At 43.9% G+C, this 15,116-nt stretch carries 12 protein-coding genes; 10 read left to right on the top strand and 2 right to left on the bottom strand.

The genetic code is table 11. The features are described from left to right. Positions 1-101: 101 nt before the first annotated feature. Entirely contained in the window at positions 102-1,055 is a 954-nt protein-coding gene (locus VF412_RS11335) for a hypothetical protein (RefSeq protein WP_331339356.1), read from the bottom strand. Positions 1,056-1,179: 124 nt separating this feature from the next. On the opposite strand from VF412_RS11335, the gene tolQ reads away from it, so the two are divergent. Genes tolQ through VF412_RS11305 form a run of 6 tightly spaced genes read left to right on the top strand, consistent with a single transcriptional unit; the run spans position 1,180 to position 7,611 of the window. Beyond that, positions 1,180-1,920 carry a protein TolQ gene (tolQ, locus tag VF412_RS11330; RefSeq protein WP_331339355.1) on the top strand — a complete coding sequence of 247 codons (741 nt, stop codon included), beginning with the start codon at positions 1,180-1,182 and terminating at the stop codon, positions 1,918-1,920. 2 nt (positions 1,921-1,922) lie between these two features. After that, entirely contained in the window at positions 1,923-2,339 is a 417-nt protein-coding gene (locus VF412_RS11325; protein ID WP_331339354.1) for a biopolymer transporter ExbD, read from the top strand. Further along, on the top strand, positions 2,336-3,181 hold the full coding sequence (locus VF412_RS11320; protein WP_331339353.1) for a TonB family protein: 846 nt from the start codon (positions 2,336-2,338) through the stop codon (positions 3,179-3,181). Before VF412_RS11325 ends, VF412_RS11320 begins: the two co-directional genes overlap by 4 nt. Before the next feature lie 11 nt (positions 3,182-3,192). Continuing rightward, entirely contained in the window at positions 3,193-4,572 is a 1,380-nt protein-coding gene (locus VF412_RS11315) for a translocation protein TolB (protein WP_331339352.1), read from the top strand. Beyond that, positions 4,565-6,862, top strand: a complete 2,298-nt coding sequence (locus VF412_RS11310; RefSeq protein WP_331339351.1) for a glutamine-synthetase adenylyltransferase — start codon at positions 4,565-4,567, stop codon at positions 6,860-6,862. Before VF412_RS11315 ends, VF412_RS11310 begins: the two co-directional genes overlap by 8 nt. Before the next feature lie 35 nt (positions 6,863-6,897). Beyond that, positions 6,898-7,611 (top strand): peptidylprolyl isomerase, encoded by a 714-nt coding sequence (locus VF412_RS11305; RefSeq protein WP_331339350.1) that lies wholly within the window; start codon positions 6,898-6,900, stop codon positions 7,609-7,611. A 56-nt stretch (positions 7,612-7,667) separates the two neighbouring features. Here VF412_RS11305 and trxA read toward each other — a convergent pair whose 3' ends face one another. After that, positions 7,668-8,021, bottom strand: coding sequence for a thioredoxin (gene trxA, locus VF412_RS11300; protein ID WP_331339349.1), 354 nt, complete (start codon positions 8,019-8,021; stop codon positions 7,668-7,670). A gap of 62 nt (positions 8,022-8,083) precedes the next feature. Here trxA and VF412_RS11295 point away from each other — a divergent pair, with 62 nt between their 5' ends. The 4 genes from VF412_RS11295 to VF412_RS11280 all read left to right on the top strand — a co-directional run bounded on the left by VF412_RS11295 (position 8,084) and on the right by VF412_RS11280 (position 14,940). Beyond that, the gene (locus VF412_RS11295) at positions 8,084-8,560 is read left to right on the top strand and encodes a DUF3015 family protein (protein ID WP_331339348.1); all 477 of its coding nucleotides are present in this window, start codon (positions 8,084-8,086) and stop codon (positions 8,558-8,560) included. After that, on the top strand, positions 8,550-10,355 hold the full coding sequence (locus VF412_RS11290; protein WP_331339347.1) for a DUF4105 domain-containing protein: 1,806 nt from the start codon (positions 8,550-8,552) through the stop codon (positions 10,353-10,355). The genes VF412_RS11295 and VF412_RS11290 overlap by 11 nt, the downstream gene beginning before the upstream one ends. 125 nt (positions 10,356-10,480) lie before the next feature. After that, complete coding sequence (locus VF412_RS11285; RefSeq protein ID WP_331339346.1) at positions 10,481-13,330, top strand: hypothetical protein; 2,850 nt, start codon at positions 10,481-10,483, stop codon at positions 13,328-13,330. A gap of 113 nt (positions 13,331-13,443) precedes the next feature. Further along, positions 13,444-14,940 carry a DUF1254 domain-containing protein gene (locus VF412_RS11280; protein ID WP_331339345.1) on the top strand — a complete coding sequence of 499 codons (1,497 nt, stop codon included), beginning with the start codon at positions 13,444-13,446 and terminating at the stop codon, positions 14,938-14,940. The last annotated feature ends 176 nt before the right edge of the window (positions 14,941-15,116 follow it).

Raw genomic sequence — 15,116 nt, 5'->3', positions numbered from 1 at the left:
CAGCATCTCCTTCTCCGACTGTGACTCCGGAAGAGACACCAGCTCATTAGTTAGAAAAGACATTTTGCGATCTAAGAAGGGCCATCTTGCGATGGCCTTTTTTATTGCAGACTTTGCAGTTCCGCTCGCTTTTGACGAATGGCTTCCTCAAGATTTTGCACTTGAGTCGCTTCAGAGTCGTAGTCTTTTTGTGCTTGGCTGATCTGTGAATTCAAAGTCATGTAACTCATACTCGATTGATTTTGCTGGGCCTGCATCGCACGAATTTCATCTCGCAAGGAGGCAATTTCATCGAGCATTGCATTTTGCTGTTCACTTGCATCTCCATTGGTGCCTTGTACTTGGTTTTGCACAGCTGTTGTTGTTTGAAGTGCATTTTGTGACAAAGCCAGACGCTGATTGCGCATGCTTTGTAGCTGATTCATCTGCGCTTGAAGTAATGGTTGCAACTCATCCAAATGAACCTGTCGCTCAACCGCATAGTTTAAATTCGCGTTCCAATAGTCGATCTGTTCTTGAGTTTGACGAATCAACTCTTCTTGTGCGCGGATATTTTCATCAATCTGATCGCGGGCAGCGCGCTCGCTAGCACTTTGGCTTTGCAAAGCCAAAGCAGCGCGACGGGAAAGATCCGTTTCGGCACGGTTAAAAACTCTCACTCCATCCATTAAGTCTTGAATTTGATCATCACGTTCCTGAATTTGAGTCGCATATGAAATGGGTTGCGCCTGTGATTGACGACTTTTTAAAGTGTTCAACAATTGCTCGCGAGCCTGCAGTCTCTGTTTTTCGTCAGAAAGTTGGTTGGACATATTTTGCAAATCGTTCGCCGCCTGATTTCTGCGCTGGATCCTATCATCTATATTTGTAGATGTTGTGTTCGCATTTCGAACAACCACGGGAATTGATGCGGGATTTCTTGTGCTTGTGGCTGATGCTTGTTGATCATTCAACATTTCCTGAGTTTCTTTGACATCCTTCTTTAAGCTAAAAAACCAAAAGCTAGCAAATGCGGCAAAGAAAATGAAAATTGTAAGGAGAGATTTACGCGTCATAAAAACACTCCCTTCGATTGATTTTCCTCCTCCATAATTAAGGATGCAATCTGGACCTAGGGCGGGTTGCCATGGGTTGATATAAGATGCATTTAGGCATAAGGTGTTTCATGGAGGATTTCCCATGATGTTACCGCTATTTGTAAACGCAGCACAGGCCGCACCCTCTGTTTCGGTAAATACAAACACTGTCGATGCAATTGCACAGGCCAGCCCTATCGTTCAGGGCACATTAGTGATCTTGATTGTAATGTCTGTATTTTGTTGGGCCATTGGTTTTAGCAAATTTCAAACATTTAAAAAAATGGTTCAGTCCGACGAACTTTTCATGAACAAATTCTGGAAAGTAAATTCTTTGGACACTTTGTATGAAGATGTTGATCAATATAAAGACTCTTCACTGGCTCGCGTGTTTAAAGCAGCTTACCTAGAGATGAAAAAAATCTCTGAATCTCCATTGATGTCAAAGACAGAAGGCGACAAGCAAGTGCTGACGGGCCTTGATAACTTGGAGCGTATTCTAAATAAAGCGACACAAAACGAAATTGCTAAATTGGAATCTCGTTTAACGGTTCTTGCGACAACAGGAAGTACGGGTCCTTTCATCGGTCTTTTTGGTACTGTCTGGGGGATCATGGGATCTTTCCACAAAATCGGTTTGACAGGCTCCGCGAGCCTTGCAGTTGTGGCTCCAGGCATTTCTGAAGCCTTGATTTCAACAGCAATCGGTCTCGCGGCAGCGATTCCAGCGGTTGTTCTATATAATAACTTCATCGCAAAAATTCGTAAGCAAGAGATTGCTTTGAATAATTTCAGCGCAGATTTCTTGAACATCGTCAAACGCAACTTCTTCCAAGGAAATTAATCATGGGAATGAGTGCTGGTGGCGGTAAAAGCCGTGCAACATTAAGTGAGATCAACGTGACCCCCCTGGTGGACGTCATGTTGGTTTTGCTGATTATGTTCATGGTGACGACTCCGTTGATGCAACAAGGTATCGAAGTAGATTTGCCAAAAACATCTTCATCTGGTGTTGAATTGAATGAAGAACCTTTTGTTATTGTCATCGATTCAAATCAATCAATGACAGTGGCAAAAACGAAGATCACCATGGCAGAGCTTCGTCCTAAGTTGAAAGCGATCTTTGAAACTAGAAAAAATAAACAAGTTTATATCCAAGCAGATCGAAAAGTGGATTATGGTTTCGTCGCGGAAGCCATGGGTGAAGTTCGGGCTGCCGGAATTTTTAACATCGGACTAATTACCGTCCCTAAAGACAAGTGAACTACGTCGAAGAAGAAAAACAACAGCAGAATGAAGACAAATTATCTCGCGGCTTAGGGATCTCCTTTGCCATTCATGCTATTTTGATTTCTTTTTTCGCACTCAAAGCGGCCTTCCTGGATCCAGAACCCATTGATTTTTCACAGGCGGTTCGCGTGGATATGGTGGGATTGCCAGAAAAGCTAAAACAACTTCCGGATTCCGCGAAAGAGAATGCGAAACCTGCATTGCCAGAAAAAGAAAAGCCAGCGGAAAAACCTGTGGAAAAGGTTGCAGAAAAAAAGCCGGAACCTAAAGCCACTTCAAAACCTGTTCCAGCTAAAGTGGAAGTGAAGCCCAAAACTGTTGCAAAAGACGGAGTTAATTTAGAAAAGACGAAGTCTCAGCAACAAAATGCCCTTGAAAAATTGAAGGCGCTGGCAGCGTTAGAAAAAATCAAACAAGAGGTTTCGCAGCAAAAGAAAGCGGCTCCTCCTATAGGAACGGGCCAGGATAAAACAGGCGCGAAAGTTAAAGGCAATGTGATTTCTCCAGGAACAGCATTGTCGGGTCTTTCTAAATTGCAGCATGACACTTATGCGGCTGATTTAGATAAACATATTAAAGATCATTGGCAATTGCCTGAGTGGCTCGCCAATCAAGGTTTAAAGGCACAGGCGAGAGTCTTTATTAATGCTCAAGGGCAAATTTTGGGCAAAAAAATTGTAAAATCCAGTGGCAACCAAAGTTACGATGATGAAGTGCTGGCGACAATTGATAAGTCGAACCCACTCCCTCCCCCACCAGAGAAATTTACTTCTTTGGTTGAAGTGGATGGCATTCTGATCGGTTTCCCTGAATAAGAGGAGTTCACATGAGAATTTTATGCATCCTTCTTGCTCTTATGACATTTGCACAAATGTCTCTTGCTCAAGACAGCGGCATCTATATCAAGCTTGGTGAAGCACGTACAAAGAAAAGCTTAATGGCCTTCCCGCCATTGCAATATTTCGGTTCACCGACCTCATCTTCAAAGTACCAATCAGTTGGCGCGGAGATGTTTAATACGATCACGAACGACTTGTCTGTGTCATCGTACTTCCAATTCGTAAATCAAAGCGCTTTCCTTGAAGACACCAGCAAAACAGGATTACAACCAGCTCCGGGTCAGCCGAATGGTTTTAAATTCCAAAGCTGGTCTGCTGTCGGTGCAGACTTCTTGGTTAAAGCAGGCTTTTCAATCGCCGGCGATGAAGTCACTTTGGAGACTTACACTTATCAGGTTTCTCAAGCGAAGCTTGTCTTAGGCAAAAAGTATAAAGGCCCCACTTCAAGCGCACGTCGTATTGCCCATACATTCTCGAATGATGTCTTGAAAGCATTAACAGGCAAAGAAGGCATGTTCCTTTCCCGTGTTGTAGTTTCATCGGATCGCGGTGGCAGCAAGTACAAAGAAATCTATCTGATGGATTGGGATAGCGCTAATCCAGATCAATTAACAAACCATCGCAGTATTTCGATTTCTCCAGCGTGGTCACCAGATGGAAAGAAAGTCGCTTACACATCATATGTAAAGCGCGTAGGAACAAAGTTCAGAAACGCTGACATGCTTTTATTGGATCTTATTTCTGGGAAAAGATCTTTGATCTCTTACCGTCAAGGTATCAACTCGGGGGCTGCATTTTCTCCGGATGGAAAATATATTTATCTCACGATCTCTCAAGGAAATAATCCTGATATTTATAAAATGAGTTACGACGGAACTCTTGTGGGCAAAATCACAAATGGCCCTGCGGGAGCTATGAATGTTGAACCAGCAGTTAGCTGGGATGGCTCTAAGATCGCGTTTTCATCAGACCGCGCGGGTAAACCAATGATCTACACAATGAACGCGGACGGCAGTGGCGTAAAACGTCTGACATTTGCAGGTGTGTTTAACTCGTCTCCTTCTTGGTCGCCAGATGGAAAGAAAATTGCGTTTGCGGGCCAGAGTGAAGATCATTTTGATATCTTCGTGATGAACTCGGACGGCACGGGCATGGTCCGTTTGACTTCAGCAAAGAAGCCAAACGGCAGAGCTTCAAGCAATGAAGACCCAAGCTTTTCTCCAGACGGTCGCTTTGTGATGTACACAAGCAATCGAACTGGAAAAAATCAGATTTATATTTCCACTGTTGATGGCACTGAAGAGCGTCGTGTGACAAACGACAACTACAACTACTTCAAACCAAAGTGGTCTAAAAACGTTGACTAATTTCGACGATCAACTTCGCATCGAGCGCAAAGGGATTTGGTCCCAATGCGCCGAGGCCGCGAAGACCAACTCTGACGATCCAAAAAATATTTGTCTTACCTGGAGTAAGGCTGCCGATTCCCTGCTTGAAAAAGCTTTCCAGCATTGCTTCCCTTCCGAAAAAATCGCTCTTTTTGCGCTAGGAAAATTAGGATCTTCTGAACTGAATTTAAGTTCTGACGTGGATATTCTTCTGATCTCTTTAGAAGAATCGACATCAGCACTTGGTGGTCTTCGGAAATTTCAAAAAATTCTGACGGAACGCACAGCTCACGGATTTGTTTTCCGTGTGGATTTTGATTTACGCCCGGGGGGCAAGCAAGGTCCTTTGATTCCAACGCTTGAGCAATTCCGGGATTACTATGGAAATTATGGCGAAACGTGGGAGCGTTTGGCCTTTGTTCGTCTACGTCCTCTATGTGGTGACGCAAATCTTATTCAAGCTGTGATGGATTTTGCTCATAAATTTTCTTTCCGTCGTCATCTCGATTTTACGCTGCTTGAGGATCTAAAAACCTTACGCTCGAAAATTCAATCTCATTATTGGGGCCGCACTCAAGAAAACGTTGTGGATCTGAAGCTTGGTGTAGGAGGCATTCGTGACGTGGAACTTTTCACTCATGCTTTGCAAGTTGTGCATGGTGGAAAAGATCCAAGCTTGCAAGTTCGTGGCACAACGGACGCTTTGGGTTTACTAGCAGATAGAAAGCTTCTGCCTGAAGACGAAGCCCGCTTTTTAACTCAACATTATTGGAACTTGCGTTGTCTTGAAAATTACGTGCAAGCCTTAGATGACCAGCAAACTCATTTGATTCGCACGAATGAAACTCATCCGCAGTTTGTAATAGATCTTTTAAAAGATCTTTCGGCGCAAATGAAACGCTGTGATCAAACAGTGAAATCCTTATTAGGCGAAGCTCCTCAAGAAGTGTCCCTTGAAGAGCAGCTACAAGAGACCGGACTTGGTAGCGAAGAGCTGCAAGACCTTTGGAATGAAATCTTAGACCAAGAGGTTCTTTCTAGAAATCGTGGTCGCGATGAGCTTGCTAGAAAATCGTTCCTGCACGAGTTTTTGATTCTTTTAAAGGAGCAAGGTGGTGATTCCCATCGCGCGCTTTTACTACTGAAAGATTTCATTCATGGCACTCGCGCCAAGGCGACTTTCTTTGCGATGCTTTTGCGTGAAAAGCCTTTGATGCGAAAGCTCGCCTGGCTTTTTGGTCACTCCCCTTACTTGTCCCGTATTCTTTGCAACAGGCCTGAGCTTTTAGATAGTTTCGTTTATCGAGCCCAAGATAAATTCTCTGAGGATATGGGACAGCTTCTTGAAGAGCTGGCCGAGAAAAAGCTTTTGGCGGAACTTATCACCGGCAGCCAGTTCCTAGAAAATAAAGAACTTGAACCACTGGTAAAGAATCTAACTTCAACAGCGGATGGCATTGCCGAGACTCTATTGAATGAGATTAAGAAAGAATATCCTTCATCGCTACAAATTCTAGCGTTAGGAAAATGGGGTGGCTCTGAACTTGGTTTCCGCTCAGATCTAGATTTTATTTTTGTGATTCCTAATGAGCCTGTTGATAACGACTTCAAAGTAGCAAAGAGATTTATTACTCGCCTGACCGAGCCTCATCGTGGCGGAAATATTTTTTCCATCGACATGCGTCTTCGTCCCTCCGGAAAAGCGGGACCGTTGGTGATGCCTCTTGATGATTTACGCGAGTATTTGAGAAACGAATCGCAAGCTTGGGAGCGACAGGCCTATTTGAAAGCTCGTTGGATCGGAAGCAAAGGTCCAAACTTGGTGAACGAATATATTCAAAAAGGTCTTTCGCAAAATGAGCTTTCCGAACTGGATCGCATTCGTCAGGAACTTGTTAGCAAATCACCATTGCTAAATTTGAAGTACAGCGAGGGTGGTTTGATCGATCTTGAGTTGGCGTCTCAAGCCTTTGTCTTAGATAAAAAAATCGCGGTTCATAAGACTGAAACTTCAGAGTTTTTGTCTCTGATGGGAGCTGAAGCCACTCCTTTAAAGGAGAGTTACGATCGCTTGCGTCAAATTGAACAAATGCTTCAGCTTGTGGCGTCAGAATCCTCATCGGAAGTGAACCCAAATCACGAGTCCTTTCATGCGCTTGCCTTGGCGCTTCATACTTCGTCAACGAAGCTTTTCGATGAAATTCGAGAGCTCTTCGGACGGAACATTGCCATTCTGAAGGCACTTGACCCTCGTCGGAAGCCTCACTAATAGTGAAGGTGTCTAAGACAATTAGGAGTTCAAACGTGTCGAAAAATATCGATATCAAGAAGGTTATTTGGATCTACCTTTTTGCGTTTTTGCTAGCAGCCTTCAGCTTCCGTGCTGATGCCGCTGAAACGACTTCCACTGAGAAGGCGACAGAAACGAAGCAAACAAAAGAAGTAAAAAAGTCCGCAAAAGATTCCAAAGCGGCGACAAAAAAAGCGACTGACAAGAAGAAGGGACCACCGATGTTCGCGATTTTCGAAACAAACAAAGGAAATTTCAAAGTTAAATTCTTCAACGATAAAGCTCCAAAAACTGTTGAAAACTTTGTGGGTCTTGCAGAAGGCACTAAAGAGTGGACGGATCCTAAAACTGGCGAAAAAGTTAAAAAGCCATTTTACGACGGTTTGACTTTCCACCGCGTGATCAAAAACTTCATGATCCAAGGTGGTTGCCCACTTGGAACTGGAACTGGTGGCCCGGGTTACCGTTTCGAAGATGAATTCCCAGCTGGTGCTCCTAAGCACGACAAACCAGGCATCTTGTCTATGGCAAATGCGGGTCCTAACACGAACGGTTCGCAGTTCTTCGTAACGACAGTTCCAACTCCTTGGTTGGATGGTCGTCACACTGTGTTCGGTGAAGTTGTAGAAGGAATGGATGTTGTTCATTCTATCGAAAATTCTAAAACAGGTCCAATGGATCGCCCGGTTGAGCCGGTAGTTATCAAGCACATCGAAATCGTAAGATAATTTCTTTCGAGATGTGAAAACGAAAAACCCGCTCTTAGCAGCGGGTTTTTTTGTATCTAGCGTGGATTATCTTTACGAACTTGTTCCATATCAAGATCACGAGCTTTCTGAACAACCTCTTCCAAAACCTCTTCTGGGAAAGCACCCGGTTGTACAAAGACGATGTCCTGTTCTTTAATAACAGCGATTGTTGGAATCGAACGAACTTCAAACATTGCAGCAAGTTCTTGTTCGATATCAGTGTTGACCTTCACAAATTTGATGTCTGCGTGTTTGGCCGCAACGGACTCAAAGATCGGTGAAAATCTTTTGCATGGCCCGCACCACTCTGCCCAGAAATCGACGATCACAATTTGATTATTTTCGACCACTTCTTTCATTGTTTGTCGATTGACGTCCTGGACTGCCATGAACTCTCCTTGATGTTCATTTAGTCTTAAGCAAGCATTGAATAAATACAAGGAGGTTTCTCGTGAAAAAGGTTCTATGTGTATTGGTAGTTTTGTTCTCTGCTCAAGCTTTCGCCGGTGATGCTGGTTGCGGTCTTGGTAGCATGATCATCACTAAAAACTCTAAGCTTTTGCAATTGTTCGCTATGACTACGAACGGTACATTCCTAACTCAAGCATTTGGTATCACTTCCGGTACTTCAAACTGCTCTGCAAGCGGTATCGTTATGAATGACAAAGAAATCCAATACTTTGTTGAAGTAAATCAAGAAGAGCTTTCTCGTGAAATGGCTCAGGGCCATGGCGAAAAACTTTATACTTTGGCACAAATGAAAGGCTGCTGGGACGAGTCTGCTCAACAAGCTTTTGGTTCATTCGCACAAGGTTCATATTCTAAAATCTTGCCAGCAGCGAACACGTCTGCAGCTGACATGGTTAAAAACTTGAACTCTGAAATGGCGACACAAAAGGATCTAGCACAACAGTGCCATGGTTCTTAAGCTTCTAGGTTTTTTCATTCTGATAGCCCCACATCTTGCGTGGGGCTTTTCCTTAGCACGTACCGAGGACTATAAGAAACAAGCTCTGAAACAAGATCTTGCTCACTCGGCTCAATGGTTGCGCCTCGGGCATTACCGCAAAGGCGTTATACGTTCTTATTACTCTCCAATCCGTGGGAATTTTTTTATTTCTTCGGAAGGCGCAAAAGATCCTCAAGCGGAACTCAATGCGACGATTGATTTATTATTCTCTGCTGATGGCAAAGCCCAATGTCGGTATCTTGCTCGAACCGCTTGGTTAAAAAAAGTAGTCAATATCGCCACTGAAGATTTGATCGCCTGCCCCGAGCGTGACAAGTGGAAAGCAGATCTCGGCGCCAAAGAAGTTTATTTGATCTTTGCAGCAAGTGACCTCAGCAGTGCTGCATCTAGCTTTGGTCACACATTCTTGCGCTTTCACAATCCTAAAAACACCGGTCGTCTTGATTTGCTCGATTACGGCGTGAATTATGCCGCCGTCACTGGTGATGATACGGGCGCATTGTATGCACTGAAGGGTCTTTTCGGATCTTATCCTGGCGCTTACTCTATGCAGCCTTACCATCAGAAAATTCGCGAATACACAAACCTCGAAGGACGGGACCTTTGGGAATACAAAATGAATTTAAAACCCGAAGAGGTTGAATTCATGATTGATCATCTTCTAGAAATTGAAGGTGGCTATGCGCCCTATTATTTCGCAGACGAAAACTGTTCCGCTCAAATTCTTGAATTGATCGAAGTTGCGAAGCCTGATTTGGATTTAACATCCGAATTTCATGATATTGTCATTCCCCTTGATACCGTAAAGGTGATGGATCGCAAGTGGCTTCTTGACGGAGAAAAAGTCCGAAGTTCATTGCAAGCCGAGTGGCACGCTCGTTATTCTCATCTAAATTTTTCTCAGCGCAGTGCTTTAAAGGAAATCATCAAGGACAAATCTTTGAATGAGCCCACTTATCAGTCCCTAAATAAGAAAGAAAAAGCGACAAGCCTTGAAGCCGCATTAAGCTATTTGGCATTAACCGAATATCGAGAGCAAAAAGAAAAAAAGGACGAGAAATATCAGCTTTCTGTCGCTCGCGCTCAGTTGGGAAATATCACTGAACCAGTCAAGATTCCTCAGCCAAAGTCTCCTCTATCAAGTCCTGACACCTCCGCCGTTTATTGGGCTTATGGACAGGATGATAAAGTCGATTTTTATTCTTTCAAATGGCGACGCGGATTTCATGATTTGCTTTCCGATGACAGCGGTCTTGCGCCATTTTCACAATTGGATTTCTTTAGTTTTGATTTTCGTTATCGTCCAACAGAGCAAAATTTAGATCTTCATCAGTTTACATTCTTAAATATTATCACAACGTATCCCTGGACTGAATTTGAACATCCATTGAGCTGGAAAGTCGATGTTGGAACCGAGCCAAAACTTGCGCCTTACTTTAACGGCGGCATAGGTGCGGGCTTGGACTTGCCAATTCCGCAGGCTGCACGCTGGAATATGTTTTTGATCACAGAAAACAGCCATCTATTTGAAGAGGCAAGACCTCACTTCGGAGTAGAAGGCTTACTTGTAAATAAATGGACCGATCACTTCCGCACTCTGCTTGATGCGAAATATTTGTATTCGACTTCAGAAGGCAGATCCCTTGGGGATTTCTCTGCGGGAATTTCTTATTCCCTCTTCCAAACCGAGCTTCGATTGGAAGGGGAAATTCGCGATACCAAGGACAACTGGAAGATCTCTGTCATTTTCTAGACATCCCCGTGCCCGAAACAGGCATTGTCTCATTTAGAGACATGCCAAATCCAGCCAATAGCAGTTAAAGGGCACTAAGCTTGCTTCTCTTCATCATGAGACAGTTTCTGTCTTGAGGAGCAAGTATGAATTGGTTCAAGAAAATCCTAGTGTCCATCGCCTTGTTGAACACCGCGATCGGTCCTGCGTTTGCTGGAAACATGACAGACGCTGAAAAAGCTAAGATGACCCAGTACCGCGATTACTTGGAGCCACTCGGCTATCGTTTGGTTGTTGATGAAACGAACAAGAAGGCCGCTGTTTACGATAAGTCATCGAATCAACTGGCTATGGAAATCCCATTCGGTGATGAGGAAAATCTTCGCAAATTTTCTCCTAAATCTTTGAATAGAATGCTTTTAGATGAAATGGTGCGCGTGAAAGGTGCGGGTCAATCTGCATTTTCTCATTCGATGAAAAGTCTTCCGACAGAGTCTTTGATTTTCTTTGTCGCGATGGGTGCCGTGGTGGCTGGCCAACTTATTACAAACTACTCACAAAATCCAACTGCGATGAAGCAGCACATCGACCATCAACTTTCACCAATTGGTGTCTTTGGCTTCTTTGCGTTTATGGCCTCTCAGGGTCTGACTTCAAATGTTCTTGCGATGTACATGACCAACCCAAAATTCCATCACATGATTCCATATCTTGGAATGACGGTAGGCGCTTTCGTACAAAGCTACCTTTCCCAAGTGGCTTCTGATCCGAACGTCATGGCCTGCGGAAAGGTGATGATGGGTGGAAAAGTTTCTGCTCAAGATCAAGCGGCTGGTATCGATGCTGATCCTTGCTCTAAAGCTTACGAATATCTTGTGATTCACAAAAAAATCTGGGAGTTCGCTCCAGGCATGGTTTCTATGCTTGCATCTTCTGCACTTGCAGGGATGGCTCAATCTGTTGTGACTCGTGTTGTGCTCAAATTAACTGGCGTTGATATCGCCTTGTGGTTGATGCCTGGAACAATGGAACTTAAGGGCATCCGCCTTCTTGTTGTTAAAGGTTTACAAATTGGCGTATTTGTAGCGATCGATGCATGGCTGAATCGCAAAGTAACCTATGCGTGGAAGAATTTCTTCGACGGAGCGACATTCAATACAATGGGTGATGATCTTACTAAAGACGTCAATGCATTAAAGGCATCTCAATGGACTGCTTCCAACGTTGAATTAAAGAAAGACATCAAAAATTTCAGAACGAAAATGACGGAATGGCGCATGATGAACCTTTCGGATGTCTATGAGGCACATCAAGCCTGGTCGGAAAATCTTTTCCAACTTACAAGCATGTACAACTCTAGTTATGCTTTCTACAACGCTTTCGTAAATGAAGTGCGCAATGTTCGTTATGATCAATCTCCGTTTAAACCACTTCTTGCCTATTATCCACTGAATGGAGTTCCAGCAAAAGGCATGGAGGCAGGTCGCGAAGATCTTTATTTCCAAAGTCCTAAGATGGTTGAAAACTGGCAGGCTGATACTGTTGCCGATGTGGTTGCTTCGATGGATCAAATCATCAAAGACGGCAATTTTAAGTACATGAATCCGAACGAGAAAATTCAATTCAAAAAAATTCGCGATATGTTGGCTTCGGATGACCATATGGTAATGGGTCAGGGATTAGACTTGTTGAATACAACGATCGAACAATCTGTGCAAAATGTAGCCTCTACACAGTGGTACATCCGTGCCTTGCAAGATACAAAAACGAAACTGGGCAAACCAGATCCAATGCTAGAAAAAGGCCGCGGCTTCCTTGCGACTTATCAATCAGCTCCGACAACTTCTGAAAATTTCAAAGGTACTGCTTACTACAGACAGGTTGGCGTGTTTTTTACTCCAACAATGACTGATTATTTGATGATGCAAATGGTGTGTGGACCAAACGCGGAGGCAGGCGCGAAAGTTGTTAAGACTTCTCGCGGCTTCCCTTCTGTGTTCCTGCCGCCAATGTTGGGAAATCCTAAAGATGATTTCAGTAATTTGTGCGACACGGTCGGCATGCCACGTTCACGCGCTAAGAATATCTATTCTTGGGATGTCTTTGACCATAACAGAAAAAAATATACCGGCTTTTTAGATTATATCGTCCAAACCGCACGCCCAAATATCGTGGGTGATGCTAAAGAATCCGGATTCCCACAATGGTGGACAAAAACAACCGAGTCACAAATGCAAAAGGCGTTTGAAGAATTCGGCAAAGACTATGATTCGATCGTAGCTAACATGGTTCGCACAATTTATCGCCAAGACCGCCAGGCTTACGCAAATGTCTTCGAGAAAATGTGGGATAAACTTGGCAATAGCACTAAGAATTTCTTTGATAAGGAGTTCTGGGGACAGGTTCGCACTGACAAAGCGACATTCAACCGCGGACCAATTTCTAACGGCGCTATGAATGCGGCCTTCCAGGAAGAGCGCACATATCTATCATTATTGAGCGAACTTCTACAGCCAACTGCCTCTTATAAATTGGATCTTTCGACAATTTTGACGAAGGCGCCTACTCAAGATCCATTGAAAGCGGTAGAGCAAGAATTTGCGGTGTTGAATGGACTTATTCAACAAATCAAGATCGTGCAAATCGATGGTCATGAGGCGATTCAATCTCCATTGGAAAATTATCAACTTGATGAGCAGCTTCAAAAAATTCAAGTGTCTTTGAAAAATGTGGCGACATCTTTAGGTGTCGGAGATGCAAAGGATGGGGCTCTTGTAAAACTAAACGCTCAACAGCAAGAAATCGCAGTAGCTTGTCTTGAGAATCTTCAATCATTGGCTTCAGAAGTGATGATGTATGGAAGCATGGCTAATGCAGTTAGCTGGGATAAGATTCGCAACCTGAAACAGGCGAACATCCAGCAAAATAAATTCAATAACGAGATCCAGGCAAAGCTTGCAGCAATGAGAGGAATGACGATGCCAGGGAAGCCCTAGGTCTGGCCCATAAAAAACTTTGCGGTGATTATTGGCAGACTCAATCTGTTCTCCTTTTCTTCATCCCCATCTTTCTTGATCCTGTGAATGAATCTCTAGGATGGGGGTTTGAAATGTATTCGAGAATATTCTTTGTCTTCGCACTCAGTGCGCTCTTATTCGCGATCAATTCCTGCAAAAGCTCTCCGACAAAAACTGAAACCACTTCTTCCGCCACTTCAGTGACGGCTCCGACAGCAGAGGCCGGCGTACGCGAAGCCAGGATTTTGGCAGAGCAAGTTTATGCCTTTGGCTATCCCCTTGTGATTATGGATGTTACAAAAGACATGATGACTCATTCCGCGATGGCTACGGAAAGTGCGGCGCCCTTAAATCAATTTGTTCATAAAAAAACTTCTCCAGATGATTCAACTACAGATGTCGCTTCACCAAACGCTGATACCCTTTATAGTTCGGCATGGCTTGATCTTAGTAACGGACCGGTGGTGCTCAGTCTGCCCGATCTAGGCAATCGTTATTATCTTATGCAGATGATGAGCGCATGGACAGACGTCTTTGCAAATCCAGGATCTCGTACGACCGGAAATGGAAAAATAGATTTTGTAGTCACGGGCCCCAACTGGCACGGAACAGTTCCCGTAGGTCTTCAGCAAATTAAAGCGCCAACCAACGACGTATGGATCATAGGACGCACGCAAACTAATGGCCCAAGAGATTATGACAAAGTTCACGCTCTTCAACAGAAATATACTCTGATTCCGCTGAGCTCTTGGGGACAAACTTATGTTCCTCCAAGTGACGTTAGGGTTAAAGAAGGCGTCAATATGACTCAAACACCAGTAGATCAAGTCGAAGCTTTGTCCGGTTTGGACTTCTTTACTCGCATGGCAGAATCTATGAAACGCAATCCTCCCACAGACCAAGACGGTTTGATGCTCGAGAAAATGAAACGGATTGGCTTAGTGCCAGGTCGAAGTTTCGATGCGGCAAAACTGTCACCAGATTTACGTGCCGCCTTGAATGAGGGTGCAATTGCTGCTCTCAATAAAATCATCAATGCTGCAAAAAATCCGAAGAGCGAAAAAAGTGGCGGCTGGGCCTATAACTTCGACAGAGGTCGTTACGGCACGAACTATTCAAATCGCGCGACTGTAGCAAAAACAGAATTGGGTGCAAGTCTTCCCCAAGATACAACTTATGCGAGAGCTGCTTATGACTCAAGAGCAAGGCGCTTAAACGGAAAGAACAATTACGTCATTCATTTTGCGAAGGGAAAACTTCCTCCCGTCGAAGCTTTCTGGTCTGTGACGATGTATAACGATAAATTCGCTTTCGTAAAAAATCCCTTGAACAAATATGCTGTTGGTAGCAATGGCCCACTTGTTTTTAACAAAGACGGTTCATTAACTTTATTCGTGCAATATCAACCTCCGGCCAAACGATATCTTGCCAATTGGTTGCCCACACCTCAGGGGAATTTTGCTCTGACAGCTCGATTCTATTGGCCAAAAAAAGAAATTCTGAATCGCTCTTGGCGCATGCCTGGAGTTCAACAAATTGAGCAACCTCTTCCGCAGAAACAATTGTCTCAAAACGAGACATTCCCATAGTCCTACAATTGCGGCCTTTTGTTTGAAAAAGGCCCTTTTCTTTCATCTACTTAAAGAACTATATATCGCCTCAAGTTGAGACGGTGCCCAGAAGTGTCCTTGCTCTTGGGACTTTGACATCCTAAGGGCATAGGAATGAATTTATCCGCATCCTACGTAGCATTGCTTTTGCTTTT

The sequence above is a fragment of the Bdellovibrio sp. genome (genome assembly GCF_036384735.1).
GTDB lineage: Bacteria > Bdellovibrionota > Bdellovibrionia > Bdellovibrionales > Bdellovibrionaceae > Bdellovibrio.
This window is presented reverse-complemented; position numbering and strand designations above follow the sequence as displayed.